The organism is Streptomyces sp. NPDC089919, from assembly GCF_040684615.1.
Taxonomy (GTDB): Bacteria; Actinomycetota; Actinomycetes; order Streptomycetales; family Streptomycetaceae; genus Streptomyces.
Window position 1 is genome coordinate 76,798 of sequence record NZ_JBFBGK010000005.1, and the last position, 26,742, is coordinate 103,539.

Annotated in this window: 23 protein-coding genes; 13 read left to right on the forward strand and 10 right to left on the reverse strand. The window is 70.4% G+C overall.

Annotated elements, in window-relative coordinates; all coding sequences use genetic code 11:
- Nucleotides 1–63: 63 nt before the first annotated feature.
- The 4 genes from rplI to rpsF all read right to left on the reverse strand — a co-directional run bounded on the left by rplI (nucleotide 64) and on the right by rpsF (nucleotide 1,776).
- Nucleotides 64–510: a 50S ribosomal protein L9 gene (gene rplI, locus AB0O40_RS03930; protein WP_365035331.1), complete on the reverse strand. Its 447-nt coding sequence runs from the start codon at nucleotides 508–510 to the stop codon at nucleotides 64–66.
- A gap of 18 nt (nucleotides 511–528) precedes the next feature.
- Nucleotides 529–765, reverse strand: a complete 237-nt coding sequence (gene rpsR / locus AB0O40_RS03935) for a 30S ribosomal protein S18 (RefSeq protein ID WP_005315025.1) — start codon at nucleotides 763–765, stop codon at nucleotides 529–531.
- A 43-nt stretch (nucleotides 766–808) separates the two neighbouring features.
- Nucleotides 809–1,414: a single-stranded DNA-binding protein gene (locus AB0O40_RS03940; protein ID WP_365035333.1), complete on the reverse strand. Its 606-nt coding sequence runs from the start codon at nucleotides 1,412–1,414 to the stop codon at nucleotides 809–811.
- A 71-nt stretch (nucleotides 1,415–1,485) separates the two neighbouring features.
- Entirely contained in the window at nucleotides 1,486–1,776 is a 291-nt protein-coding gene (rpsF, locus tag AB0O40_RS03945; protein ID WP_004950685.1) for a 30S ribosomal protein S6, read from the reverse strand.
- A 266-nt stretch (nucleotides 1,777–2,042) separates the two neighbouring features.
- Here rpsF and AB0O40_RS03950 point away from each other — a divergent pair, with 266 nt between their 5' ends.
- The 3 genes from AB0O40_RS03950 (at nucleotide 2,043) to AB0O40_RS03960 (ending at nucleotide 4,731) form a co-directional block, all read left to right on the forward strand.
- Nucleotides 2,043–2,357: a hypothetical protein gene (locus AB0O40_RS03950; protein WP_365035335.1), complete on the forward strand. Its 315-nt coding sequence runs from the start codon at nucleotides 2,043–2,045 to the stop codon at nucleotides 2,355–2,357.
- A 133-nt stretch (nucleotides 2,358–2,490) separates the two neighbouring features.
- Nucleotides 2,491–3,609: a peptidoglycan bridge formation glycyltransferase FemA/FemB family protein gene (locus AB0O40_RS03955; protein ID WP_365035337.1), complete on the forward strand. Its 1,119-nt coding sequence runs from the start codon at nucleotides 2,491–2,493 to the stop codon at nucleotides 3,607–3,609.
- Nucleotides 3,610–3,699: 90 nt separating this feature from the next.
- The gene (locus tag AB0O40_RS03960; RefSeq protein WP_365035339.1) at nucleotides 3,700–4,731 is read left to right on the forward strand and encodes an alanine racemase; all 1,032 of its coding nucleotides are present in this window, start codon (nucleotides 3,700–3,702) and stop codon (nucleotides 4,729–4,731) included.
- Nucleotides 4,732–4,757: 26 nt separating this feature from the next.
- Here the strand turns inward: AB0O40_RS03960 and AB0O40_RS03965 are convergent, their stop codons facing one another.
- Both AB0O40_RS03965 and AB0O40_RS03970 read right to left on the reverse strand, forming a co-directional pair.
- On the reverse strand, nucleotides 4,758–6,218 hold the full coding sequence (locus AB0O40_RS03965; protein ID WP_365035341.1) for a glycosyltransferase 87 family protein: 1,461 nt from the start codon (nucleotides 6,216–6,218) through the stop codon (nucleotides 4,758–4,760).
- A gap of 95 nt (nucleotides 6,219–6,313) precedes the next feature.
- Nucleotides 6,314–8,977 (reverse strand): transglycosylase domain-containing protein, encoded by a 2,664-nt coding sequence (locus AB0O40_RS03970; protein WP_365035343.1) that lies wholly within the window; start codon nucleotides 8,975–8,977, stop codon nucleotides 6,314–6,316.
- Between the two features lie 276 nt (nucleotides 8,978–9,253).
- Between AB0O40_RS03970 and AB0O40_RS03975 the strand changes: the two genes are divergently transcribed.
- The 3 genes from AB0O40_RS03975 to AB0O40_RS03985 all read left to right on the forward strand — a co-directional run bounded on the left by AB0O40_RS03975 (nucleotide 9,254) and on the right by AB0O40_RS03985 (nucleotide 12,339).
- Nucleotides 9,254–9,856, forward strand: coding sequence for a helix-turn-helix transcriptional regulator (locus tag AB0O40_RS03975; protein ID WP_365035345.1), 603 nt, complete (start codon nucleotides 9,254–9,256; stop codon nucleotides 9,854–9,856).
- Between the two features lie 50 nt (nucleotides 9,857–9,906).
- Entirely contained in the window at nucleotides 9,907–10,989 is a 1,083-nt protein-coding gene (locus tag AB0O40_RS03980; RefSeq protein WP_365035347.1) for an inositol-3-phosphate synthase, read from the forward strand.
- Between the two features lie 84 nt (nucleotides 10,990–11,073).
- Complete coding sequence (locus tag AB0O40_RS03985; protein ID WP_365035349.1) at nucleotides 11,074–12,339, forward strand: MFS transporter; 1,266 nt, start codon at nucleotides 11,074–11,076, stop codon at nucleotides 12,337–12,339.
- Between the two features lie 85 nt (nucleotides 12,340–12,424).
- Here AB0O40_RS03985 and AB0O40_RS03990 read toward each other — a convergent pair whose 3' ends face one another.
- Nucleotides 12,425–13,867 carry a CCA tRNA nucleotidyltransferase gene (locus AB0O40_RS03990; protein ID WP_365035351.1) on the reverse strand — a complete coding sequence of 481 codons (1,443 nt, stop codon included), beginning with the start codon at nucleotides 13,865–13,867 and terminating at the stop codon, nucleotides 12,425–12,427.
- A 183-nt stretch (nucleotides 13,868–14,050) separates the two neighbouring features.
- Here AB0O40_RS03990 and AB0O40_RS03995 point away from each other — a divergent pair, with 183 nt between their 5' ends.
- The 7 genes from AB0O40_RS03995 to trxA all read left to right on the forward strand — a co-directional run bounded on the left by AB0O40_RS03995 (nucleotide 14,051) and on the right by trxA (nucleotide 23,525).
- On the forward strand, nucleotides 14,051–16,321 hold the full coding sequence (locus AB0O40_RS03995) for a DUF6049 family protein (RefSeq protein WP_365035353.1): 2,271 nt from the start codon (nucleotides 14,051–14,053) through the stop codon (nucleotides 16,319–16,321).
- A gap of 47 nt (nucleotides 16,322–16,368) precedes the next feature.
- Entirely contained in the window at nucleotides 16,369–18,585 is a 2,217-nt protein-coding gene (gene murJ, locus AB0O40_RS04000) for a murein biosynthesis integral membrane protein MurJ (RefSeq protein ID WP_365035355.1), read from the forward strand.
- Nucleotides 18,586–18,702: 117 nt separating this feature from the next.
- A complete protein-coding gene (locus tag AB0O40_RS04005; protein WP_365035357.1) occupies nucleotides 18,703–20,427 on the forward strand; it encodes a protein kinase family protein in 1,725 nt (574 codons plus the stop codon).
- A gap of 27 nt (nucleotides 20,428–20,454) precedes the next feature.
- Complete coding sequence (gene sigM / locus AB0O40_RS04010; protein WP_365035359.1) at nucleotides 20,455–21,144, forward strand: RNA polymerase sigma factor SigM; 690 nt, start codon at nucleotides 20,455–20,457, stop codon at nucleotides 21,142–21,144.
- Nucleotides 21,141–22,061, forward strand: a complete 921-nt coding sequence (locus tag AB0O40_RS04015; protein ID WP_365035361.1) for a hypothetical protein — start codon at nucleotides 21,141–21,143, stop codon at nucleotides 22,059–22,061. The genes sigM and AB0O40_RS04015 overlap by 4 nt, the downstream gene beginning before the upstream one ends.
- 126 nt (nucleotides 22,062–22,187) lie before the next feature.
- Nucleotides 22,188–23,147 carry a thioredoxin-disulfide reductase gene (gene trxB, locus AB0O40_RS04020; RefSeq protein WP_365035362.1) on the forward strand — a complete coding sequence of 320 codons (960 nt, stop codon included), beginning with the start codon at nucleotides 22,188–22,190 and terminating at the stop codon, nucleotides 23,145–23,147.
- A gap of 42 nt (nucleotides 23,148–23,189) precedes the next feature.
- Nucleotides 23,190–23,525 carry a thioredoxin gene (gene trxA, locus AB0O40_RS04025; RefSeq protein ID WP_365035364.1) on the forward strand — a complete coding sequence of 112 codons (336 nt, stop codon included), beginning with the start codon at nucleotides 23,190–23,192 and terminating at the stop codon, nucleotides 23,523–23,525.
- Nucleotides 23,526–23,617: 92 nt separating this feature from the next.
- Here trxA and AB0O40_RS04030 read toward each other — a convergent pair whose 3' ends face one another.
- From AB0O40_RS04030 to AB0O40_RS04040, 3 genes are all read right to left on the reverse strand, one after another.
- Nucleotides 23,618–24,235 carry a GNAT family N-acetyltransferase gene (locus AB0O40_RS04030; protein ID WP_365035366.1) on the reverse strand — a complete coding sequence of 206 codons (618 nt, stop codon included), beginning with the start codon at nucleotides 24,233–24,235 and terminating at the stop codon, nucleotides 23,618–23,620.
- Between the two features lie 215 nt (nucleotides 24,236–24,450).
- Nucleotides 24,451–25,521: a ParB/RepB/Spo0J family partition protein gene (locus AB0O40_RS04035; protein ID WP_365035368.1), complete on the reverse strand. Its 1,071-nt coding sequence runs from the start codon at nucleotides 25,519–25,521 to the stop codon at nucleotides 24,451–24,453.
- Nucleotides 25,518–26,603 carry a ParA family protein gene (locus AB0O40_RS04040; RefSeq protein WP_365035370.1) on the reverse strand — a complete coding sequence of 362 codons (1,086 nt, stop codon included), beginning with the start codon at nucleotides 26,601–26,603 and terminating at the stop codon, nucleotides 25,518–25,520. Before AB0O40_RS04040 ends, AB0O40_RS04035 begins: the two co-directional genes overlap by 4 nt.
- Nucleotides 26,604–26,742 lie beyond the last annotated feature (139 nt).

The window sequence follows — 26,742 nt, forward strand, 5'->3', positions numbered from 1 at the left end:
ACATCGGCCCCGCGCACGGAAAAGGGCCGCACCCCGAGGGGTGCGGCCCTTCACGCGCGGCACTTAGGCGGCGACGACCTCGACACCGAGCTTCGCGACCACGTCAGCGTGCAGACGCACGGAGACCTGGTGGGCGCCCAGGGTCTTGATCGGCGAGCCCAGCTCGACGCGACGCTTGTCGACCTTCGGGCCACCGGAAGCCTCGATCGCCGTGGCGATGTCGGACGGGGTGACGGAACCGAAGAGACGACCGGCGTCACCCGAGCGGGTGGCCAGGCGGACCTTCAGACCCTCGAGCGTGGCCTTGATCTCGTTGGCCTGCTCGATGGTCGCGATCTCGTGGATCTTGCGGGCGCGGCGGATCTGCGCCACGTCCTTCTCGCCACCCTTGGTCCAGCGGAGCGCGAAGCCGCGCGGAACCAGGTAGTTGCGAGCGTAGCCGTCCTTGACGTCGACGACGTCGCCGGCGGTGCCGAGGCCAGAGACCTCGTGGGTCAGGATGATCTTCATTTTTTGGTCACCCTTCCCTTATCGCGCGGTGGACGTGTAGGGCAGCAGCGCCATCTCACGGCTGTTCTTGACGGCCGTGGCGACGTCACGCTGGTGCTGCGTGCAGTTGCCGGTCACGCGACGGGCACGGATCTTGCCGCGGTCGGAAATGAACTTCCGCAGCATGTTCGTGTCCTTGTAGTCCACGTACGCGGTCTTGTCCTTGCAGAACGCGCAGACCTTCTTCTTAGGCTTGCGCACAGGCGGCTTCGCCATGGTGTTTCTCCTGTGTGATCAAGAAGTTTGGGTACGAGCCGCCCTAGAAGGGGGGCTCGTCCGAGTAGCCGCCGCCGTTGCCGCCGGAGCTTCCGCCCCAGCCGCCACCGCCGCCGTTGCCGCCCTGCTGGCCGCCGGCCGGCGCGGAGGAGGCCCAGGGGTCGTCGGAGGGAGCTCCGCCGCCCTGCTGGCCGCCGCCACCGGGGGCTCCGCCCCAGTTGCCGCCACCGCCGCCGCCCTGCTGGCCGCCGCCACCGCCGCCGTAACCACCCTGGCCACCGCGACCGGCGGTCTTGGTGACCTTGGCCGTGGCGTTGCGCAGGCTGGGGCCGACTTCCTCGACGTCCAGCTCGTAGACCGTGCGCTTGACACCGTCGCGGTCCTCGTAGGACCGCTGCTTCAGCCGGCCCTGCACGAGAACGCGCATGCCTCGCTGGAGCGACTCGGCGACGTTCTCCGCCGCCTGGCGCCACACCGAGCAGGTCAGGAACAGGCTCTCGCCGTCCTTCCACTCATTGGTCTGGCGGTCGAAGGTACGGGGGGTCGACGCGACACGGAACTTCGCGACTGCCGCCCCGGACGGGGTGAAGCGCAGCTCGGGGTCGTCGACGAGATTGCCGACAACCGTGATGACGGTCTCGCCTGCCATGGATGAACCTCTCGGCGGGGATTGCTGCTGGCTGCTGTGCTACTCGAACCCGATTACCTCTGAGCGGAAGCTCAGTGGGTCTCGGGGCGGAGGACCTTGGTCCGGAGGACCGACTCGTTCAGGTTCATCTGGCGGTCGAGCTCCTTGACGACCGCAGGCTCGGCCTGCAGGTCGATGACCGAGTAGATGCCCTCGGGCTTCTTCTTGATCTCGTAAGCGAGACGACGACGGCCCCAGGTGTCGACCTTCTCGACCTTTCCGTTGCCCTCACGGACGACGGAGAGGAAGTTCTCGATCAGCGGGGAGACAGCGCGCTCCTCGAGATCGGGGTCGAGGATGACCATCACCTCGTAGTGACGCATGTGGAACCCACCTCCTTTGGACTCAGCGGCCACGGTCGTTCCGTGGCAGGAGGGTCGTGATGCGTGCTGCGTGGCGACTCTCGGGCCGACCGGCCCGTGAGCAGACACCGCGCAGACCGTACAGAGTACCTGCTCCCCTCCTTCCGGTTGAAATCCGGCAGGGAGGGGCCACAATCTGTACACAACGGGTGTGCGCGGTGCTATGCCCGCCGGATACGGCCGGCCGGCCCTGCCGCACCACTCTCCATCGCCGGGAGGTGCCCCTCATGGCACAGGCAATGCGACCCCAGTCCTCCATCTCGCTGTTCTCCACCGACGGCAAACCGCACCCGCTCCAGGACACCCTGCTCGCCGTGACGCTGGTGCTCGGCGCCGTGGCGTTCGTCACCGCGTTCTTCCACAATCTGCACCTGCTGAGCTCGTGGACCGGCCTGGTCGGCATCCTCACCGGGGCCTACGGACAGTTCATCTCCGCGACGACACGCGAGCGCTTCGCGTTGATCATCGGCCTTGGCGCCTCTGCGATCGGCTTCTTCCTCGGCATGGCGCACGGCGGCCTGTTCGGCGGCGTTCTGGGGTGAGCGGCGCTCCTCCGCGGCGGGGCGCCGCCGGATGCCCGGGCTCCGGTCCGGGGAAGTCCCCCAGATGGGTGGCGCCCTTGTCGCAGTAGGCTTCGCGCCATACCCAGCGAAGCCGCCGGAGGAGACGCCCCGCATGAGCCTGTCCCTGAGGACCATCAGCCGAGAGCAGCATCTGGCTTACATCCAGAGCCTGCCCTCGGCGAGCCACTGCCAGGTCCCGGCGTGGGCCGACGTGAAGAACGAGTGGCGGTCCGAGAACCTCGGCTGGTTCGACTCGTCCGGTGAACTCGTCGGCGCCGCCCTGGTCCTGTACCGCCAACTGCCCAAGGTCAAGCGGTACCTGGCGTACCTGCCCGAGGGCCCGGTCATCAACTGGTTCGCCCCCAACCTGGACGAGTGGCTGCAGCCGATGCTCGCCCACCTGAAGCAGCAGGGCGCGTTCACGGTGAAGATGGGCCCGCCGGTGGTCATCCGCCGCTGGAACGCCACGGCCATCAAGTCCGGCATCCAGGACCCCGAGGTCAAGCGCCTGCGCGACGTCGAGGCCACGCACATCGAGCCCCGCGCCTTCGAGGTCTCCGACAAGCTGCGCCGGATGGGCTGGCAGCAGGGCGAGGACGGCGGCGCCGGCTTCGGCGACGTCCAGCCCCGCTACGTCTTCCAGGTGCCGCTGGCCAACCGCTCGCTGGACGACGTCCTCAAGGGCTTCAACCAGCTGTGGCGCCGCAACATCAAGAAGGCCGAGAAGGCCGGCGTGGAGGTCGTCCAGGGCGGCTACGAGGACCTGGCCGACTGGCAGCGCCTCTACGAGATCACCGCCGAGCGGGACAAGTTCCGCCCGCGCCCGCTCAGCTACTTCCAGCGCCAGTGGACGGCCCTCAACTCCGAGGACCCCAACCGCATGCGCCTGTACATCGCCAAGCACGAGGGCGAACCCCTGGCCGCCGCCACCATGCTGACGGTCGGCCAGCACGTCTGGTACTCGTACGGCGCCTCCGCGAACCACAAGCGCGAGGTCCGGCCGTCCAACGCGATGCAGTGGCGGATGCTCCGCGACGCCTACGCCCTCGGCGCGAGCGTCTACGACCTGCGCGGCATCAGCGACTCCCTGGACGAGAACGACCACCTGTTCGGCCTGATCCAGTTCAAGGTCGGCACCGGCGGCGAGGCCGTCGAGTACGTCGGCGAATGGGACTTCCCGCTGAACAAGCTGCTCCACAAGGCGCTCGACATCTACATGTCGCGCCGCTGACCGCCGCCGCCGTCCCGCCCCTGCGGCGGGACGGCCCGGCAGGTCCCCGCGACACCCCCTGACACACTTCGAGAAAGGCTCCGGACGGGCATGGCGCTCACGCTCTACGTCGACACCGCGCGCTGGCGTGCGCACCAGAAGCAGGTGCTCGACCAGTTCCCCGGTCTGATCCCGGTCTGCAAGGGCAACGGCTACGGATTCGGCCACGAGCGGCTGGCGGAGGAGGCGACCCGGCTGGGCGCCGACGTCCTGGCGGTCGGCACCACGTACGAGGCCGCCCGGATCAAGGACATGTTCAGCGGCGACCTGCTGGTCCTCACCCCGTTCCGGCGGGGCGAGGAGCCGGTGCCGCTGCCGGACCGGGTGATCCGCTCCGTCTCGTCCATGGAGGGCCTGCGCTCCCTGGTCGGCGCCCGGGTCGTCATCGAGTGCATGAGCTCGATGAAGCGGCACGGCATCTCCGAGAGCGATCTGCCGCTGCTCGCCGGCTCCATCGAGGACGTCCGCCTGGAGGGCTTCGCGCTCCACCTGCCCCTCGACCGCCCGGACGGCTCCGACGCCGTCGAGGAGGTCATCGGCTGGATGGACCGGCTGCGCGCGGCCCGCCTCCCGCTGCACACCATGTTCGTCAGCCACCTGCGCGCCGAGGAGCAGGCCCGGCTGCAGCAGCAGTTCCCGCAGACCCGCTTCCGGGCCCGCATCGGTACCCGGCTGTGGCTGGGCGACCACGAGGCGACGGAGTACCGGGGCGCGGTCCTCGACGTCACCAAGGTCTCCAAGGGCGACCGCTTCGGCTACCGCCAGCAGAAGACCGCCTCGGACGGCTGGCTGGTCGTGGTCGCCGGCGGTACCTCGCACGGCGTGGGCCTGGAGGCCCCCAAGGCGCTGCACGGCGTGATGCCCCGGGCCAAGGGCGTGGCCCGGGCCGGTCTGGCGACCGTCAACCGGAACCTTTCGCCTTTCGTGTGGGCCGGCAAGCAGCGCTGGTTCGCCGAGCCCCCGCACATGCAGGTGTCGATCCTGTTCGTGCCCTCCGACGCCACCGAGCCGACCGTGGGCGACGAGCTGGTGGCGCACCTGCGGCACACCACCACGCAGTTCGACCGCATGCTCGACCGCTGACCCGACGGGAGGGGTGAGCGCCCGCGTCAGTCGCGTGCGGAGACCCCCCAGTCCACCCGCTGTCCGTCCGAGGGCGTCGCATCCTGCGGCGCCCTCGCGGCGTCCCCGATCACGAACACGTCCGGGGCCCCGTCCAGCACCCCTCCGGAGGGGTCGTCCGAGCCGTCCCGGCGTACGACGTCCCGCTCGGGCATCAGGATGTCCCGGACGACCACCGCGCACAGGTACAGCGTGCCCAGGACGTGCGCGGCGATGGCCACCTGGTAGCCCTCCACCGGCAGGCCCTGGTGCTTGTCGCCGCCGAGCGTGTACGCCAGGTAGAACCAGATGCCCAGGAAGTACACGACCTGGCCGGCCTGCCAGATCAGGAAGTCGCGCCAACGCGGCCGGGCCAGCGCGGCGAGCGGGACCAGCCAGAGCACGTACTGCGGCGAGTAGACCTTGTTGGTCAGGATGAAGGCCGCGACGACCAGGAAGGCCAGCTGGGCGAAGCGCGGGCGGCGCGGGGCGCCGAGGGCCAGCACGGCCAGGCCGCCGCACAGGACGATCATCAGCAGCGTGGCGTAGGTGTTGGCGTCGTCCAGCGGGTTCCCGGTGCGCTGGGAGATCACCAGCCAGAAGGAGCCGTAGTCCACCGGCCGCTCCTGGCTGAAGGTGTAGAACTTCTTCCACCCCTCCGGCGCGAGCAGCATGACGGGCACGTTGACCACCAGCCAGGAGGCGGCGGCCCCCGACAGCGCGAGGCGGAACTCCCGCCACTTCCCGGCCCGCCAGCACAGGAGCAGCAGCGGCCCGAGCAGCAGCACGGGGTAGAGCTTGGCCGCGGTGGCCAGGCCGATCAGGACGCCGAACAGCACCGTCCGGCCGCGGGACCACATGAGCATCGCGGCGGCGGTCAGGGCCACCGCCAGCAGGTCCCAGTTGACCGTGGCGGTCAGCGCCAGGGCCGGCGCCAGGGCCACCAGCAGCGCGTCCCAGGGCCGCCGGCGGTGGGTGCGGGCCACGCACACCACGAGCACGGCGGCGCAGACCATGAGCATGCCGGAATTGACCAGCCAGTAGATCTGCTCGCGGTGCTGCATGGCCCCCGAGCCCGGCGTCAGCCACGCCGCGACCTGCATGAAGAGGCCGGTGAGCACCGGGTACTCGAGGTACTGCATGTCCCCGGGCAGCCGGTCGAAGTACGGGGTGAGCCCGTCGGCGAAGCCGCGCACCACGTACAGGTGCGGGATGTCCGAGTAGCAGGCGTGGGTGTACTGCGAGGTGGCCCCGCGGAACCAGCCCCAGTCGTAGCAGGGCACCTTCTGTGCCATCCCGAGGGCGAACATCCCCAGCGCGACCAGGACGACCACCCGCACCGGGTGCAGCCAGTGCCCGCCGGTCAGGGCCCGCCGGCCCATCGGTCCGCCGAGGAACGCACTGCCGGCCGCGGCGACCTCGTCCTGCTGGGTGGGCAGTACGGGGCGGTCCCCGTGCACCTTCGTCATGCGCTCATCCTGCCGTACCGACCGGGGGAAGGCCGAGGGCCGTCGCACCATGTGCGACGGCCCTCGGGTCGTACGGGGCGGGGGTTCCGGCCGGGCTAGCCGCCGAACAGGCCGCCGTTGGTCTGGCCGCCGCGGCGGCCGGTCCTGGACGGGGAGGGTGACGGGTCCGGGTCCTGAGTGGGCCCGCCGTCCACGCCGCCGTCGTTCTTGCCGCCGTTGTCGCCGCCCTGGTCCGTGCCCTGGTCCGTGCCGCCGTCGCTCCCGCAGTTCCAGTCCATCGGACGGCAGGTGGGCTTGGGCTTCTTGGTCCGGCTGGGCTTGGGCGAGGGGGATTCCTTGGTCGGCTCGTCCGAGGGGGAGGGCTCCGTGCTCATCGACGGGCTGGGGTCGGCGGTGGGGGCACCGTCGCCGTCGGCGTCCACGCCGATGTCCTCGGCCTCCGGGAAGTCCGCCGAGGTCTTCAGCGCCGCCTTCATGTACGAGGTCCAGATCTCGGCCGGGATGTCACCACCGTGGATGGAGGAGATACCGCCGGTGCCGTTCATCGACATCAGCTCCTTGTCCTCACTGGTGGGGTCGGTCCGGAAGAGGGTCACGGCCGTGGACAGCTCGGGGGTGTAGCCGACGAACCACGCCGACTTGTTCTTGTCGGTGGTACCGGTCTTGCCGGCGGCCGGCTTGCCCAGCTTGAGCGCCTTGGTACCGGTGCCCTTCTCGACCACGTGCTTGAGGACCTTGGTGACGTTGTCGGCGATGGAGTTGTCCATCACGCGCGCGGGCTTCGGCTCCTCGAAGCCGTCCATCACGCCGTCCTTGGTCTTCACCTCGCTGACGGAGTAGGGCTCGTGGTGCATGCCCGAGGCCGCGAACGTGGCGTACGAGTCGGCCATCCGGATCGCGCTCGGCGTGGAGGTGCCGAGCATGAAGGAGGCGTCGTTGTTCGGGTTCATCGAGTCCTTGAGGATGCCCGTGGACTCGGCCACCTCGCGGACCTTGCTGTGCCCGACGTCGAAGCCCAGCTGCACGAAGGGCGTGTTGATCGACTTCTGCATGGCCACGTCGAGGGTGACGAAGCCGTAGCGGGTCGGGGACTCGTTCTTCTGCCGGAAGGGCCGGCCGTTGGAGCCCATGACCGGGTCGCCGTCGCGGTTCTTGATGACGATCAGGTCGTTCGCGTTGTACTTGCTCTTCGGGGAGATGCCCTCGCCGTCGGAGTTCTTGGTGCCGTACTCCATGGCGGCGGCCAGCACGAAGGGCTTCCAGGTCGAGCCGACCGGGACGCCGGAGGTGTTGGCGTTGTTGGTGAAGTGCTTGTGGTCCCAGCCGGGACCGCCGTATATGGCGACGATCTTGCCGGTCTTGACGTCCACCGAGGCCGCGCCGAACTGGACGTACTTGTCCGTCTCGGGCCGGTTCTTCTCGTCCAGGAACTCGGTGCGGGTCTTGTCCACGGCCTTGGTGAGGGCCGCGACCCGGTCCTTCTCGAAGGTGGTCTTGATCGTGTAGCCGCCGTGGTCCAACTGGTTGATCGTCATCCCGGTCTTCTTCAGGACGTACTGCTTGGCGATCTCGACCAGGTAGCCGGTCTGACCGGTGAGCGCCAGGGCGCCCTCCGGGGGCTGGAGCACGGGGAAGGTCTTGTACTTGTCCCGCTCCTCCTGGCTCATCCGGCCCACGGTCACCTCACGGTCCAGGACCCAGGACCAGCGGAGTTTGGCGCGATCCGTGTTCGCCTTCGGGGTGGCCGCGCTGCCGATGCCGCCGTCCGGGTTGTAGAGGTTCGGACCCTTGAGGATCTGCGCGAGGAAGGCGCACTGGGAGGGGTCGAGCTCCTTCGCGTCCTTCTTGAAGTACGCCTGCGCGGCGGCCTGGATGCCGTAGGCGCCGCGGCCGAAGTAGGCCGTGTTGAGATACCCGGCCATGACCTCTTCCTTCTCGCCGGTGTAACCCAGCTTTATGGAGATCAGGAGCTCGGTGATCTTGCGCTTGGCCGTCTGGTCGGCGTCCAGGTAGGTGTTCTTGACGTACTGCTGGGTGATGGTCGAGCCACCCTGGGTGGAGCCGCCCTTGGCCATGTTCCACACGGCCCGGCCGATGCCCATCGGGTCGACGCCGTGGTCGGTGTCGAAGGACTCGTTCTCCGCCGCGATCACGGCATTGCGCATCGCCGCCGGGATGTCGGAGTACGGGAGGATCTGGCGGTTGCGTTCGCCACCCACGGCCGCCATCTGGCTGCCGTCGGCCCAGAGGTAGACGTTGTTCTGCGCGATCGCCATGTCGTTCGGGTTCGGCTTGCCCACCATGGCCAGCGCGATGCCCGTGGCGGCCGTCAGGACCGCGAAGAAGCCCAGGGCCGTGCCGCCGACCAGCTTCCAGGACGGCACGAAGCGCTTCCAGCCGTCCTTGCCGGACCGCGGGTAGTCGATGAAACGCTTCTTGCCCGGGGGCCTGCCGCCGCGGCCGGCACCGGCCGGCTCGGGGGCCCGCCTGCGGCTTCCGCTTCCGCGCTGCGCCGCACGCCGCGCCTCGGCCCGGCCGCCGTACGCCGGCTCCTGGTGCTGCGGGGGTTGGGGGGGCCGGCCGTACTGCTGCGGCTGGCCGTAGGGCGGCTGCGGCTGACCGTACGCGCCGGGAGGCGGTCCGGAGGGTACGCCCCGGCCCGGCTCCGCCCGGCGTCCGGGACCCTGCGGGGCTCCCCGGCGGCCGGCGGCTCGTCCACCGCCCTGCGACTGCGGCGGTTTGCGACGGTGCTCGCTCATCGAACGACTACTCCTCGGGCAGGCGAGTGCGCCTGGAAGCGGCAGGTGAATTCCGGTTCCACCGGAGTCATGCCCGCACAGACTACGCACGGTCAAAACCCTCGCAGCACCGAAGTTCACCCCAAATCAGGCAACTTGCCTCGGACGAATTGGTGATGTGACACCGGTCACGGAGCCCCCTCTTGCCGAACCGACCGCCCGGTTCTATCGTCTGGATGTATCGACCCGATACATCGGGTCGGCATACGGGACCAGAAGCAGGGGAGGGTTCGGCGAGTGAGCAGGCGCTCCGGCATCCTTGAGTTCGCCGTCCTCGGTCTGCTTCGCGAATCCCCCATGCACGGCTACGAGCTGCGCAAACGGCTCAACACCTCGCTGGGGGTCTTCCGGGCGTTCAGTTATGGAACGCTCTATCCCTGCCTCAAGACGCTGGTCGCCAACGGCTGGTTGATCGAAGAACCGGGCAGCGCCCCGGAGGACGCCCTCGCCGCTTCACTCGCAGGGCGCCGAGCCAAGATCGTCTACCGGTTGACGGCGGAAGGTAAGGAGCACTTCGAAGAGCTGCTCTCGCACACCGGCCCGGACACCTGGGAGGACGAGTCCTTCGCCGCCCGCTTCGCGTTCTTCGGTCAAACCGAACGCGATGTTCGCATGCGGGTGCTCGAAGGCCGTCGGAGCCGGCTCGAGGAGCGCTTGGAGAAGATGCGCGCCTCACTCGCCAGGACGCGCGAGCGCCTCGACGACTACACGCTTGAGTTGCAGCGGCACGGAATGGAGTCCGTCGAGCGCGAAGTGCGCTGGCTGAACGAGCTCATTGAGAGCGAGAGGGCGGGGCGGGACCAGATGCGTCCCGAATCGCCCGACGACACTGCTAAGTGAGGCCCTGCATCCAGCAGGCCTCGTCCGAGAACAAACAGGGAGCAACCGGAATGGGTTCGGTTCGCGTAGCCATCGTCGGCGTGGGCAACTGCGCCGCCTCGCTGGTCCAGGGCGTGGAGTACTACAAGGACGCCGACCCGGCGACCAAGGTCCCCGGCCTGATGCACGTGCAGTTCGGCGACTACCACGTCCGTGACGTCGAGTTCGTCGCCGCGTTCGACGTGGACGCGAAGAAGGTCGGCCTCGACCTCTCGGACGCCATCGGCGCCAGCGAGAACAACACCATCAAGATCTGCGACGTCCCGAGCAAGGGCGTGACCGTGCAGCGCGGCCACACCCTGGACGGTCTGGGCAAGTACTACCGCCAGACCATCGAGGAGTCCGCCGAGGCCCCGGTCGACGTCGTCCAGGTCCTGAAGGACCGCGAGGTCGACGTTCTGGTCTGCTACCTGCCCGTGGGCTCCGAGGCCGCGGCCAAGTTCTACGCGCAGTGCGCCATCGACGCCAAGGTCGCGTTCGTCAACGCCCTCCCGGTCTTCATCGCCGGCACCAAGGAGTGGGCGGACAAGTTCACCGAGGCCGGTGTCCCGATCGTCGGCGACGACATCAAGTCGCAGGTCGGCGCCACCATCACGCACCGCGTGATGGCCAAGCTGTTCGAGGACCGCGGTGTCCGTCTTGAGCGCACCATGCAGCTCAACGTCGGCGGCAACATGGACTTCAAGAACATGCTCGAGCGCGAGCGCCTCGAGTCGAAGAAGATCTCGAAGACGCAGGCCGTCACCTCGCAGATCCCCGACCGTGAGCTCGGCGAGAAGAACGTCCACATCGGCCCGTCCGACTACGTCGCGTGGCTCGACGACCGCAAGTGGGCGTACGTCCGCCTCGAGGGCCGCGCCTTCGGTGACGTCCCGCTGAACCTCGAGTACAAGCTCGAGGTGTGGGACTCCCCGAACTCCGCCGGTGTCATCATCGACGCCCTGCGCGCCGCGAAGATCGCCAAGGACCGCGGCATCGGTGGCCCGATCCTCTCGGCCTCCAGCTACTTCATGAAGTCCCCGCCGGTCCAGTACTTCGACGACGAGGCGCTGGCCAACGTCGAGAAGTTCATCAAGGGCGAGGTCGAGCGCTAAGCAGCGCCTGCTTCACCTGATCTTCCGCGGAGGGTCCCCGGACAATGTGTCCGGGGACCCTCCGCGTATGTGACCCTTGCCCTCATGCCTGTCGTACGTGATCTGCGCGTACTCCTGCGCCTGAGGGATTTCCGCCGCCTGCTCGCCGTACGACTGCTCTCCCAGTCCGCCGACGGCGTGTACCAGGTCGCGCTCGCCACCTACGTGGTCTTCTCTCCGGAGAAGCAGACCTCGCCAGCGGCGATCGCCTCCGCCATGGCGGTGCTGCTGCTGCCCTACTCGATCGTCGGGCCGTTCGCCGGAGTCCTCCTGGACCGCTGGCGGCGCAGGCAGGTCTTCCTCTACGGGAACCTGCTCCGGGCCCTCCTGGCCTGCGGCACGGCCGGGCTGGTGCTCGCCTCGGTACCGGACTGGCTCTTCTACGCCTCCGCCCTCTCCGTCACCGCGGTGAACCGCTTCGTGCTGGCCGGTCTCTCCGCCTCCCTGCCGCGGGTGGTGGACAGCGACCGGCTGGTGATGGCCAATGCGCTCTCCCCGACCGCGGGCACCCTGGCGGCCACCCTGGGCGGTGGCGCGGCCTTCGCGGTCCGGCTGCTCGCGTCCGGCTCCAATGCCGTGGTGGTGCTGCTGGCCGCCGTCCTCTACCTCGGTGGCGCCCTGGCCTCGCTCCGGCTGCCGGTGGCCCTGCTGGGTCCCGACGGGCCCCCGCAGCAGCGCCCGGCCCTGCGCGCGGCCGTCGCGGTCACCGTCCGGGGCATGGTGGACGGGGTGCGGCACCTGAACCAGCGGCCCCGGGCCGCCCGCGCCCTGGCCGCGATGACGATGATCCGCTTCTGCTACGGGGCGCTCACCGTCGCGCTGCTGATGCTGTGCCGCTACGCCTGGTCCGACAGCGAGTCCGCCGGACTGGCCCTGCTGGGCGTGACGGTGGCCGTCTCCGGTGCCGGGTTCTTCACCGCGGCGCTGGTGACGCCCTGGGCCGTGCACCGTTTCGGGACGCTGGGCTGGATGACCGCCGGGGCCCTGGCAGCGGCCGTGCTGGTGCCGGCGCTGGGCCTGCCCTTCGCTCCCGCCCCCATGCTGGTCGCCGCCTTCCTGCTGGGAGTGGTGACCCAGGGAGCGAAGATCTGCACCGACACCGAGGTGCAGTCGCGGGTGGAGGATTCCTTCCGAGGGCGGGTCTTCGCGGTCTACGACGTGCTGTTCAACACCGCCTTCGTCGGCGCCGCCGCGGTCTCCGCCCTGATGCTGCCGCCCGACGGGAAGTCCGTCGCGCTGCTCCTCACCGTGGCCGTCATCTATGCGGGCGTGGCGGTCGGGCTGGCGCGCACCCGGCGTTGTTTCACGTGAAACAACGCCCCGGTGTCCCCGGGTACGAGAACGGCGGTCGATGTTTCACGTGAAACATCGACCGCCGTTCCGCTGCCGGAGGGGCTCAGCTCTGCGTGGCCCACCAGGCCTTGAGGGCCTCGATCGCGGCCTCCCGCTCCATGGGCCCGTTCTCCAGACGCAGCTCGAGCAGGAACTTGTAGGCCTGGCCGATCACCGGCCCGGGGCCCACCGACAGGACCTCCATGATGTCGTTGCCATCGAGGTCGGGCCGGATCGCGTCCAGCTCCTCCTGCTCCTGGAGCTCCGCGATCCGCTGCTCCAGGCCGTCGTAGGCCCGGGAGAGCGCGTTCGCCTTGCGCTTGTTGCGCGTGGTGCAGTCGGAACGGGTCAGCTTGTGCAGCCGGTCCAGCAGCGGTCCCGCGTCCCGCACGTAGCGCCGGACCGCGGAGTCCGTCCAGTCGCCCGTGCCGTAGCCGTGGAACCGCAGGTGCAGCTCCACCAGCCGGGAGACGTCCCGGATCATGTCGTTGGAGTACTTCAGCGCGGTCATGCGCTTCTTGGTCATCTTCGCGCCGACCATCTCGTGGTGGTGGAAGGAGACCCGGCCGTCCGACTCGAAGCGACGGGTGCGCGGCTTGCCGATGTCATGGAGCAGCGCGGCCAGCCGGAGCACCAGGTCCGGGCCGTCCTCCTCCAGGTCGATCGCCTGCTCCAGCACGATCAGCGAGTGGTCGTAGACGTCCTTGTGCCGGTGGTGCTCGTCGCTCTCCAGCCGCAGGGCGGGCAGCTCGGGCAGCACGTGGTCGGCCAGGCCGCTGTCCACCAGCAGGCCGAGCCCCTTGCGCGGGTGCGCGGCCAGCAGGAGCTTGTTGATCTCGCCCTGGACCCGCTCGGCGGAGACGATCTCGATCCGGTCGGCCATGGCCTTCATCGCGGCGACGACCTCGGGGGCCACCTCGAAGTCCAGCTGCGCGGCGAAGCGGGCCGCTCGCAGCATCCGCAGCGGGTCGTCCGAGAAGGACTCCTCGGGGGTGCCGGGGGTCTTCAGCACCCGGGCCGCCAGGTCCTCCAGGCCGCCGTGCGGGTCGATGAACTCCGCCTCCGGCAGCGCCAGCGCCATGGCGTTGACGGTGAAGTCGCGACGGACGAGGTCCTGCTCGATGGAGTCGCCGTACGAGACCTCGGGCTTGCGGGAGGTGCGGTCGTAGGCCTCGGACCGGTAGGTGGTCACCTCGATCTGGAAGCCGTCCTTCTGCGACCCGACGGTGCCGAAGGCGATGCCCACGTCCCAGGTGGCGTCCGCCCAGGGCCGGACGATCTTCAGGACGTCCTCGGGACGCGCGTCGGTGGTGAAGTCGAGATCGTTGCCGAGCCGTCCCAGCAGGGCATCCCTGACGGAACCTCCGACCAGGGCCAGCCGGAAGCCGGCCTCCTGGAAGCGGCGTGCGAGATCGTCGGCGACCGGCGCGACCCGCAGGAGCTCGCTCACCGCGCGGCGCTGCACCTGGCTCAGTTCACTGGGATTGTCTTCGTTGGCGTTCGGCACAACAGAAAAGGGTACGTGGCCCGCCCGGCGCCCGACTCCCGCCGGAGTCCCGGCGCCGACCGGGGCGCCTGCCGGCCCCGCCCGATCATGTGGAGCAGTCCGCGGCACTCGGGCACAGCGGCCCTCGTTACCATGCGTGGACGCACAACCGACGACCACTGACACGACGAGGACGGGCGACGCGTGGCCGAGGCGGCAGATTTCCAGGGGGAGACCCCCGCTCCTGCCCGCCGCTGGTTGCGGCGGGCCGTCGTGATGCTCGCCGGAACGCCCGTCCTGGCCGGACTGATCTACGTACCCGCCGGGCCCGCCCAGGCCGCCCCCCGCTCCGGGGGCTCCGCCACCGTCGATGTGTCCCTGGACTCACTGGCCCCCACCGCCCCGGTCAAGGGCGACACCCTCACGATCTCCGGCACGGTGACGAACCAGGGCAAGGAGACGATCACCAACGCCCACGTCGGGCTCCGCGTCGGCGGCCAGCTCACCGACCGCACCTCGATCGACGAGGCCGCCGACCGCACCGGGATCCGTCCGGGCGCCGAGCCCTCGGAGGTCGAGGGCTCCGCGGTGAAACTCCCCGCGCTGCCGTCCAAGGTCTCCCAGCAGTTCACCCTCAAGATCCCGGTCGCCAAGCTCGGCCTCGACGAGGACGGCGTCTACCAGCTGGGCGTCTCGCTGTCGGGCGAGACCGAGAGCCGGTCCGACGAGCGGCTGCTGGGGATCCAGCGGACCTTCCTGCCCTGGCAGCCGGAGGGCGCCGGCAAGCGGGCCCAGCTCAGCTACGTCTGGCCGCTGATCTCCACCACCCACCTGACCGCGCAGACCGGGTCCGACGAGCTCCAGACCCCCGTCTTCGAGAACGACGACCTCGCCGCCGAGCTCGAACCGGGCGGCCGGCTGGAACAGCTGGTCTCCCTGGGCAAGGACCTCCCGGTCACCTGGGTGATCGACCCGGACCTGCTGGCCGGCGTGGCGGCGATGGCCAACGCCTACTCGGTGCGCCAGCCGGACGGCCGGACCGTCCCGGGCAAGAGCCAGGCGGTGGCCAAGCGCTGGCTGGCCGCCCTGGAGAAGGCCGTGGCGGACAAGAAGGTCGTCGCCCTGCCCTTCGCCGACCCGGACCTGGCCTCGCTCGCCCACCGCGGCAAGAACGTCTCCGGCTCCCTCGGTCAGCTCCGGCCGGCCACGGACAAGGCCCGGCAGGTCGTCGAGACCATCCTGCACGTCCAGCCCTCCACCGACTTCTCCTGGCCCGTCGAAGGGGCCGTGGACCCGGCGATCGTCAACGTCGCCACCTCCGCGGGCGCCCACAACGTCCTGGCCCGCAGCGACAGCTTCCAGGAGAACGGCGGGCTGCCCTACACGCCCTCCGCGCCCCGGCCCATCGGCGCCGGCACCACGGCCGTGGTGGCGGACGCCCGGCTCTCCAAGGCCTTCCAGGGCGACATGGTGCGCGCCGGCAGCTCCACCCTCGCCGTCCAGGAGTTCCTGGCCCAGAGCCTGGCGCTCAACCTCCAGGACACCGACGCGCCCCGCAGCGTCGTGGTCGCCCCCCAGCGGATGCCCACCGCGAGCCAGGCGCAGAGCATGGCCGCCGCCCTGCACACCCTCCAGACCGGCCGCTGGGTGCAGCCGGTGGACCTGGAGACCGCCGCCAAGGGCAAGCCCGACCCGGGTGCCACCACGGTCGTCCCCGGCGCCGGCCTGTACCCGGGCTGGCTGCGCAAGCAGGAGCTGCCGCAGTCTGCCTTCGAGCAGATGCGCACCACCCAGAGCACTCTCGACCACTTCAAGGTGATCCTGTCCCACCCCGACCGGGTGGAGATCCCCTTCGGCAACGCCTTCAACCGCGAGATGTCGACCTCCTGGCGGGGCCGGCCCAAGGAGGCCCAGGCCTACCGGGACGGCACCCAGGGCTACCTGACCGAGCTGATGGACCAGGTCCAGCTGATCCCCAAGTCCAAGGCGCACCTGTCGGGGCGCAGCGCCACGATCCCCGTGACCGTGCAGAACGGGCTGGTCCAGGACGTGCACGGGCTGGTGCTCCGGCTGACCTCCGCCAACCCGACGCGCCTGATGTTCGACGACGAGGGCCAGGACGAGCGGCAGATCGACATCCAGGGCGGCCACAGCCAGTCGGTGAAGTTCACCGCCAACGCGACCGCCAGTGGTCCGGTGGAGGTCACCGCGCAGCTCTACACGAAGGACGGCGTCCGGTACGGCCAGGCGCGCAAGTTCACCGTCGAGGCCACGGAGATCACCTCCACGGTGCTGCTCGTCATCGCGGGCGGCGTGCTCCTGCTCGTCCTCGCAGGGGTGAAGATGTATGCCAGCCGCAAGCGGGTCGCCGCCCGGGCCGCCGCCGGACAGAGCGAGCAGCCGAGTGACCCGAGCCCGGACACCGGACCGGAAAGCGACAGCTCTTCCGGCCCAGGTGAGACAGTGGACCGTTGAGCGACGCCGTGGCCGGTCGGGCCTGGGGACGATGAGGTGGGGTTTCGATGAACGCGCCGTACGAAGGTGACCGCGCGCAGGGAGCGAGTGGCACCGCACCCTCCAGGGAGCCGGGCCAGGGCACCCCGGTACCGGGGCAGTTCCCGCCGCCGGCCGGCCCTGCCCAGGACCCCCTCGAGCAGGACCCCTACCTCCAGGACCCGTACGTCCAGGACGCCTACGCCCAGGACCCGTACCGGTCCCAGGACCTGTCCGCGCAGGACCCGGTGACGGAGGCCCTGTACGACCGGGCCGCCCACCCCCCGCCGCCGCCCGGCACCTACCAGGAGCCCGGCCCGCTCTACGAGCCCCCGGCGGCCCCCGTCTACGCCCCCGACCCGCGGGTATGGGCCCAGACCCCGCCGCCCGAGCCCGACGGCCCCTCTCGCCACCTGCCCTACGGGGACCACGCCACCACCACGCAGTTCGTGGGGGTGGACGCCCTCGTCACCCAGGCCTCCGACGAGGAGCCGGGCACCGACGCCTTCGCCCACCTCTACCGCGACCAGGGAGCCGGGCACCGGCCGCCGGTCCCCGCGCCCGCCCCCGCCGACGCACCGGTGGCCGCCCCGGCCCCGAGCAAGCCCGCCGGCCGGGCCGCCAGCCTGCTGAAGTCCAGCGCCCTGATGGCGGCCGGCACGATCGTCTCCCGCCTCACCGGCTTCCTGCGCACCCTGGTGATCGCCGCCGCCATCGGCGTCGGCACGTTCAACGACACCTACCAGATCGCCAACACCCTCCCGACGATGATCTACGTCCTCGTCGGCGGCGGCGCCCTGAACGCCGTCTTCATCCCGCAGCTCGTCCGCGCCATGAAGAACGACGACGACGGCGGCGAGGCCTACGCCAACCGGCTGCTGACCCTGGTCGTCGTCCTCCTCGCGGGCGTCACCACCATCTGCGTGCTGGCCGCGCCGCTGTTCATCACGATGATGTCGCCGAAGCTGGCCTCGGACCCGCAGCAGATGGACGTCGCGGTGGCCTTCGCCCGCTACTGCCTGCCGACCATGTTCTTCATGGGCGTCCACGTGGTCATGGGTCAGATCCTCAACGCCCGCGGCAAGTTCGGCGCGATGATGTGGACCCCGGTCCTCAACAACATCGTGGTGATCGCCACCTTCGGCGCCTTCATCTGGGCCTTCGGCGGCTTCACCAGCTCCCACGTCAGCGCCGGCACCGTCACCCCCGAGGGCGTGCGGCTGCTGGGCCTGGGCACCCTGCTCGGCCTCACCGTCCAGGCCCTGTCGATGATCCCGTACCTGCGGGAGGCCGGCTTCAAGCCCCGGCTGCGCTTCGACTGGCGCGGCCACGGCCTGGGCAAGGCCGCCGGACTGGCCAAGTGGACCTTCTTCTTCGTGCTCGCCAACCAGATCGGCCTGGTGGTGGTCACCCAGCTGGCGACCTGGGCCGGCTCCGTCGCCGAGAAGCAGGGCCACCCCGGCACCGGCATCACCGCCTACAACTACGCGCTGCTGCTGTGGCAGATGCCGCAGGCCATCATCACCGTCTCCGTGATGACCGCGGTGCTCCCGCGGATCTCCCGGTCCGCGCACGACGGCGACGCCGCGGCCGTCCGCGACGACATCTCCTACGGCCTGCGCACCTCCGCCGTGGCGATCGTGCCCTGCGCCTTCGCCTTCCTGGCCCTGGGCGTCCCGATGGCCACCCTGCTGTACGCCGGCTCCGGCAGCGGCGCCCAGAACATCGGCTACGTCCTGATGGCCTTCGGCGTCGGCCTGATCCCGTACTCGGTGCAGTACGTGGTGCTGCGCGGCTTCTACGCCTACGAGGACACCCGCACCCCCTTCTACAACACGGTCATCGTCGCCTCGGTCAACGCGGCGGCCTCCGGACTCGCCTTCCTGCTGCTGCCGGCCCGCTGGGCCGTGGTCGGCATGGGCGCCGCCTACGGCCTGGCCTACGCGGTCGGCGTGGGCGTCGCCTGGCGCCGGCTGCGCACCCGGCTCGGCGGCGACCTGGACGGCTCGCACGTCGTGCGGACCTACGCCCGCCTCGCGGGTGCCTGCCTCCCGGCGGCCGCCCTCGGCGGCGGCGTGGCCTTCGCGGTCATCCGGCTGCTCGGCACCGGCGCCCTCGGGTCGCTGGCCGCGCTGGTGGCCGGCGGCATCGTCCTGATGGGCGTCTTCTTCACCGCGGCCAAGCGCATGCGCATCGAGGAACTGAACGCCATGGTCGGGATGGTGCGGGGACGTCTGGGACGCTGATCCGCACAACCATCCGCCGCTGCTGCGTGTCGTGCACAGCGGCGGGTTGTGGGCACAATTGGCATGGCTTTGCAGACTGGCCGACAGCGCGCAATGGATGGGGAGGCAGGAACGACGGTGGCGGAACGTAGCACGGCTGCCGTCGACGTGGCCGACAACAGCGGCGATGAGCCGCTGACCGCCAAGGCGGAGAAGGCCACGGCCGACGGGGCGCCAGAGACGACGGATTCCCGGCAGACCGCGGACAAGTCCACGACCGAGACGGACGCCGAGCGCGGCAGGACCGCGACCACGGCTCCGGACCTGCACAGCGGCCACAAGCTGGCCAGACGCTACCGACTCGAGGAGTGCGTCACCCGTCTGGACGGTTTCAGCTCCTGGCGTGCCATGGACGAGAAACTGCGCCGTGCGGTCGGCGTCCACCTGCTGCCCGCGGACCACCCGCGCGCCCGCTCCGTCCTCGCCGCCGCCCGTTCCTCGGCGCTGCTCGGCGACCCGCGCTTCGTCCAGGTCCTCGACGCCGTCGAGGACAACGACCTCGTCTACGTCGTCCACGAATGGCTGCCCGACTCCACGGAGCTGACGGCCATCCTGGCGGCCGGCCCCATGGAGGCCCACGAGGCCTACCAGCTCGTCAGCCAGGTCTCCCAGGCGATGGCCGCCGCCCACCGCGAGGGGCTGGCCCACCTCCGGCTCACCCCCAGCGCGATACTGCGCACCTCCTCGGGCCAGTACCGGATCCGCGGGCTGGCCGTGAACGCCGCCCTGCGCGGCATCCAGAGCGAGACCCCCCAGCGTGCGGACACCGAGGCGATCGGTGCGCTGCTCTACTCCGCCCTCACCCAGCGGTGGCCCTACGAGAGCGACGCCTACGGCCTGTCCGGGCTGCCCAAGGGCGTCGGGCTGATCCCGCCGGACCAGGTCCGGGCCGGTGTGCACCGCGGACTGGCCGAGATCGCCATGCGCGCCCTCGCCAACGACGGCGCCACCGCGTCCCGCCAGGAACCGCCCTGCACCACCCCCGAGGAACTGGCCAAGGCCGTGGCCGCGATGCCGCGCATCAAGCCGCCGGAGCCGGTCTTCACGGCCCCGCCCGAGTACCAGCACACGACCTACCAGCAGGGCACCTACGGGCGCCCGGTGAGCCGGCCCGGGGTCACCCAGGCCATGGTGGTCCCGCCGCCCCCGCCGCCGCTCCAGAGCCGCACCGGCCGGGCCCTGAAGTGGGGTGTCGCCGCGCTGCTCATCGCCGCCCTGGGACTGGGCAGCTGGCAGCTGGCCGACACCCTCCTCAAGCACAAGTCCGGCAACGGCGACGCGAACCACTCGCAGACCACGGACAGCGACGACGACACCCCGCCGAAGAAGGCCCCGGTCGCGCTGGCGGTCAAGGACGCCGAGGAGTACTACCCGGACGGCACCCCGCAGAACAGCGACGGCGCCGGCAAGGCCGTCGACGGGGACGGCTCGACCTGGTGGCGCTCCAAGAGCTTCAACGAAGGCCCCAAGCTGGCGCCCTACAAGCAGGGCATCGGCCTGGTCTTCGATCTCGGCTCCCGGCACGAGGTCGACGCCGCGTCGATAGCGCTGCGCTACGACGGCGACCACACCACCGGGGCGATCTACGCGGCCGACTCCATGTCCTCGGGCACGCCCGTCAGCGCGATGAAGCCCATCGCCTCGGGAACCACCTCGGGCTCCAAACTGGTCCTCAAGGCGAAGACGCCGGTGAAGACCCGGTACGTGGTCCTCTGGCTGACAGAGGTACCCCGGTCGGGCGTGGACGAGTTCAGCAAGGCCGGCTACAAGCAGGGCGTCACGGACGTGAAGTTCACCGGCTGACACGACGGCAGGGGGAGGGGCTCACCGTTGGATCACGCACCACTCGGGGACATCAGCGACCAGGACCTCCTGGCCCGTCATGTCGCGGGTGACCCCGACGCGTTCGGTGAGCTCGTCCGCCGGCACCGCGACCGGCTCTGGGCCGTGGCCCTGCGCACCCTGGGGGACCGCGAGGAGGCCGCCGACGCGGTGCAGGACGCCCTGGTCTCCGCGTACCGCGCCGCCCACACCTTCCGCGGCCAGTCGGCGGTCACCACCTGGCTGCACCGCATCACGGTGAACGCCTGCCTGGACCGGGCCCGCAAGGCAGCCACCCGCAAGACCCGGGCCGTGGAGGATCCCGAGGACTTCGAGCGGTTGCTGGAGCCCCACGAGTCCGCCGAGGCCCCCGCCGAGCGCCAGGACCTCCACCGGGAGCTGCTGGCCGCGCTGGGCACGCTGCCGCCCGAGCAACGGGCCGCCCTGGTCCTGGTGGACATGCAGGGCTACCCGGTGGCGGAGGTGGCGGGGATGCTGGACGTACCCGTCGGCACGGTCAAGAGCCGGTGCGCCCGTGGCCGGGCGAAACTTCTCCCCATGCTCACTCATCTGCGCGGGGAAGGCGGGGGTAACACCGCCACCGACCGGGGAAGGAACCGGACGCAGGGGACATCCGTCCCACCAGCAGCAGATACCAGGGACCCCGATGCGGTGAAGGGCGGAGGTGGGCGAGGGTGAGTTCCACGACCGGCACGATCCGGCACCCGGAAGTCTCGGAGATCTCCGATCTCACCGAAGGCCTCCTCTCACCGGCCAAGAGCACGGAGGTCCGCCTCCACCTGACCGAGTGCCCCCTGTGCGCCGACGTCCTCGCGTCCCTGGAGGAGATCCGCGGGCTGCTGGGGACCCTCCCCGGGCCGCACCGGATGCCAGCCGACATCGCCGGCCGGATCGACGCCGCCCTGGCCGCGGAGGCACTGCTCGACGCCACCTCTCCCGAGGGACGGGATCGGGACCGCTCCGATACGGACCACGCCCCCGCAGCCGATGTTTCACGTGAAACATCGACCCCCCGGACCGCTCCCCGGCCCCAGGCCCCCGGCTCAACCCGGCCGGCCGGCCGGTCCGGTGCCGGCTCCGGCCCGGGCCGCACCCGGAGCCGGCGTCGGTTCGCCGTCCTCACGGGCATGGCCGCGGCCGCCGCCCTGTCCCTCACCGTGTTCCTGGTGCAGAACCTGCCGTCCGGAGACATGGACACGAAGCAGAGCGCCGTCAGCGCAGCCGACTCGCCCGGTCCGGGCTTCACCTCCGAACGGCTGGCGACGGACGTCCAGCGACTCCTCACCGCCGACGACACGGACAAGAGCGCGCCCAAGGCGTCGAACGTCCCCGGCGCGGAGACCTACCGGGACGCGAGCGGACTCTCCGCGGCCGCCGCCGTACCCACCTGCGTCACCGAGGCGACCGGCCGTTCCGAGCCCCCGCTGGCCGGGGAACCGGGCACCTACCAGGGACAGCGGGCCTTCCTCGTCGTCTTCCCGAACCCGGGCGACGGCTCCCGTGTGGACGCCTACGTCGTGGACGCCGGGTGCACCAGCGGTAATCCGGCGGGGCGTGGCAGCGTTCTCCTGACCGGTTCCTATCCTCGGAGCTGACGGCGCCCCTGCTGGACACGGATCGGTCCGGGAATGTCGGCGCCGTAGGATCCGTTGGGTGGGGTGAGACCGAAACACCGGCCCCCGGTAGTCAGCAGGCAGTCCGCAGAGACGAGGAACTTACCCGTGAGCGACGTTCGTAACGTGATCATCATCGGCTCCGGGCCGGCTGGTTACACCGCCGCCCTGTACACCGCGCGCGCATCGCTCAAGCCCCTCGTCTTCGAGGGTGCCGTCACCGCGGGTGGCGCCCTGATGAACACCACCGAGGTCGAGAACTTCCCCGGCTTCCGTGACGGGATCATGGGCCCCGACCTCATGGACAACATGCGGGCGCAGGCCGAGCGCTTCGGTGCCGAGCTGGTCCCGGACGACATCGTCGCCGTCGACCTGACCGGTGAGATCAAGACCGTCACCGACACCGCCGGCACCGTGCACCGCGCCAAGGCCGTCATCGTCACCACCGGTTCGCAGCACCGCAAGCTCGGCCTCCCCAACGAGGACGCGCTCTCCGGCCGCGGTGTCTCCTGGTGCGCCACCTGCGACGGCTTCTTCTTCAAGGACCAGGACATCGCCGTCGTCGGCGGCGGCGACACGGCCATGGAGGAGGCGACCTTCCTCTCGCGCTTCGCGAAGTCGGTGACGATCGTCCACCGCCGCGACAGCCTGCGCGCCTCGAAGGCCATGCAGGAGCGCGCCTTCGCCGACCCGAAGATCAAGTTCGCCTGGGACAGCGAGGTCGCCGAGGTGCACGGCGAGCAGAAGCTCTCACACCTGACCCTGCGCAACACCAAGACCGGCGAGACCTCCGAGCTCCAGGTGACCGGCCTCTTCATCGCCGTTGGCCACGACCCGCGGACCGAGCTGTTCAAGGGCCAGCTGGACCTTGACGAGGAGGGCTACCTGAAGGTGGACGCCCCCTCGACCCGCACCAACCTGACCGGTGTGTTCGGCGCCGGTGACGTGGTGGACCACACCTACCGCCAGGCCATCACCGCCGCCGGCACCGGCTGCTCCGCCGCCCTGGACGCGGAGCGCTTCCTCGCCGCGCTCTCCGACGCGGAGCACGCGACCGCGACCGTCTGACCCTCTTCCCACACCCCACCGCAGTAGAAGAAGGAGGCCGCTGTGGCCACCCTGAAGACAGTGACCGACGCGTCCTTTGAGGCCGACGTCCTCAAGAGCGAGAAGCCCGTTCTGGTGGACTTCTGGGCTGCCTGGTGCGGCCCGTGCCGTCAGATCGCCCCCTCGCTGGAGGCCATCTCCGCCGAGTACGGCGACCAGATCGAGATCGTCAAGCTCAACATCGACGAGAACCCGGCCACGGCCGCCAAGTACGGCGTCATGTCCATCCCGACGCTGAACGTCTACCAGGGTGGCGAGGTCGCCAAGACCATCGTCGGCGCCAAGCCGAAGGCCGCGATCCTGCGCGACCTGGACGGCTTCATCGAGGTCAAGGCCTGACCGTCGGCACGGTCTGATGGTCTCCGTCGTAGGGGGCCGCTCTCCTGGAGCGGCCCCCTACGCGGCTCTCCGCGCGATCCTCCCGGCGCCGCTCACAGCGGGCGCAGCGCGGGCTCCTTCTGGACGGCGCCCAGGAGCCGGTCCAGGGCCATCTCCACGTCCTCCTTCCACGACAGCGTGGAGCGCAGCTCCAGTCGCAGCCGTGGGTTCACCGGGTGCGGGCGTACGGTCTTGAACCCGACCGCGAGCAGGTGCTCGGCGGGCAGCAGGCAGGCCGGACCGTCCCAGCGGGCGTCCCCGAAGGCCTCGATCGCCTTGAAGCTGCGGCGCAGCAGGTCCTTGGCCACCGTCTGCACGAGGACGCGTCCCAGCCCCTGCCCCTGGTACCCGGGGGCGATCCAGGCGGTCATCAGCTGCACGGCGTCGGGGGAGACCGGGCTGGTGGGGAAGGCGGTGGAGCGCGGCACGTAGGCGGGCGGGGCATAGAGCACGAAGCCCACCGGGACGTCGTCCACGTAGACCAGTCGGCCGCAGGACCCCCACTCCAGGAGAACGGCGGAGATCCACGCCTCCTTCTCCAGCTCGGGGCGGCCGGCCTTTATCGCGGCTTCGCCGCTGACCGGATCGAGCTCCCAGAAAACGCAGGCACGGCACCGCTTCGGGAGATCCCGGAGGTTGTCCAGCGTGAGCGGTACAAGCCGACGACCCATGATCCGACAAAACCTCCTACGGCTCCGAGTCCCAGGCCTGCTGTCACCAGGCCGGTGCGGCTCACCGAACGCATGGCCCCCGCCCCCTCCTCATGAGGTGTCTCCGAGTGGTTGCGCCATACCTGTGTGCATCGTATCCACCGCGTCACCGGGCCGACACCGGGAGAAAGCAAAGGGCGGGCACAGGCCCGCCCTTTCCTTCGTCCCGTCGGGGCTCAGCCTTCGCCGGCGCCCTGCTCCAGCACCCGGCCCTCGCCCGGCGCCAGGGTGCTCAGGATCCGCTCCAGGTCCTCCATCGAGGCGAACTCGACGGTGATCTTGCCCTTCTTCTGGCCCAGGTCGACCTTGACCCGGGTCTCGAAGCGGTCCGAGAGGCGCGAGGCCAGGTCGGTCAGCGCCGGGGAGACCCGGGTACCGGCCCGGGGGCCCTTGGGCTTCACCGAGCTGGCCGGCTCGCTGCCCATCAGCGTCACGATCTCCTCGACCGCCCGCACCGACAGCCCCTCGGCCACGATGCGGTGGGCCAGCCGGTCCTGCTCCCCGGAGTCCTCCACGGACAGCAGGGCGCGGGCATGACCGGCGGAGAGCACCCCGGCGGCCACCCGGCGCTGGACGGGGGGCGAGAGCCGCAGCAGTCGCAGCGTGTTGGAGACCTGCGGCCGGGACCGGCCGATCCGGTCCGCCAGCTGGTCGTGGGTGCAGTTGAAGTCCTGGAGCAGCTGGTCGTAGGCCGCCGCCTCCTCCAGGGGGTTCAGCTGCGCCCGGTGCAGGTTCTCCAGGAGGGCGTCCAGCAGCAGCTTCTCGTCGTCCGTGGCCCGGATGATCGCGGGGATCTTCTCCAGACCGGCCTCACGGCAGGCCCGCCACCGGCGCTCACCCATGACGAGCTCGTAGCGCTCGGTACCCAGCCGGCGCACCACCACGGGCTGGAGCAGGCCGACCTCCTGGATGGAGGTGACCAGCTCGGCCAGGGCGTCCTCGTCGAAGACCTCACGGGGCTGGCGCGGGTTCGGGGTGATGGAGTCCAGCTCCAGCTCGGCGAAGGTCGCCCCGGCCACCTCCGCCGGCTCGGGCACCGCGGCCGAGGGCAGCTCCGCGTCGAGCGGAGCCGCGCTCTGCGGCAGGGCGGTCACCTTGGCTGCCGCCACCCCGCGCTCCGCGGTCAGGACCGGGACCGCCGACGGGGACAGGGAGCCCGCTCCCACGGCCGGGCCCGGCTTCTCCGTCGGAGCCGCCGGGATCAGAGCGCCGAGCCCCCGCCCGAGCCCTCTACGTCGCTCACTCACTGGATCCCCTCCGACATGTTCTGTGTGCTGGTGACGGCGCCGCCCGTGTGGGCGTGCTGGCCGTCGTACTGAATCCCCACCCCTCGCAGCGCGAGCTCCCGCGCCGCTTCCAGGTACGAGAGCGAGCCGCTGGAGCCCGGGTCATAGGTGAGCACCGTCTGGCCGTAGCTCGGAGCCTCCGAGATGCGGACCGAACGCGGGATGCTCGTGCGCAGGACCTCGCTGCCGAAGTGGCTCCGCACCTCCTCCGCCACCTGCGAGGCCAGCCGCGTCCTGCCGTCGTACATGGTCAGCAGGATGGTCGACACGTGCAGGGCAGGATTGAGGTGGGCCCGGACCAGGTCGACGTTGCGCAGCAGCTGACCCAGCCCCTCGAGCGCGTAGTACTCGCACTGGATCGGGATCAGCACCTCGGCCCCCGCCACGAGGGCGTTGACGGTGAGGAGCCCGAGGGACGGCGGGCAGTCGATGAGGATGTAGTCCAGCGGCTGCTCGTAGGCCTGGATGGCCCGCTGGAGGCGGCTCTCGCGGGCCACCAGCGAGACGAGCTCGATCTCCGCTCCGGCCAGGTCGATCGTGGCGGGGGCGCAGAACAGCCCCTCCACGTCCGGCACCGGCTGGACGACCTCCAGCAGCGGCCGGCTCTCGACCAGCACGTCGTAGATCGAGGGGACCTCCGCGTGGTGGTCGATGCCCAGCGCCGTCGAGGCATTGCCCTGCGGGTCCAGGTCGATGACCAGCACCCGCGAACCGTGCAGGGCCAGCGAGGCGGCCAGGTTGACGGTCGTGGTGGTCTTGCCCACGCCGCCCTTCTGGTTGGCGACCACGATGATCCGCTTCTCCGCCGGCCTGGGAAGTCCCTCACCGGCACGCCCCAAGGCCTCTACCGCCAGCTGGGCGGCACGGCCGATGGGTGTGTCCGCGTCCACCAGCGGCACCGATGTTTCACGTGAAACATCGCCGCCTGGGGACTCGGTGCGGGGGCCGGGGACCGGATCGGCCATGGGCCCCGCGAGGTTGGCGTCGGACCGCACGGATTCACTCTCCTCGACTTCAGGCTCGGGATGAACAGAGCCTGCCATGCCTTCGGGGTCGCGAACCAGCGGGGCCCGCACTCCTGTGGATGAATCCACAGCTGTGGACAACTCCGTCACCCCGGCCTGCTGGCGGTTCCGGGGCGAGGTAGCCGCACGGCCGCGGCTGATGATTCCGTGCAGCAGA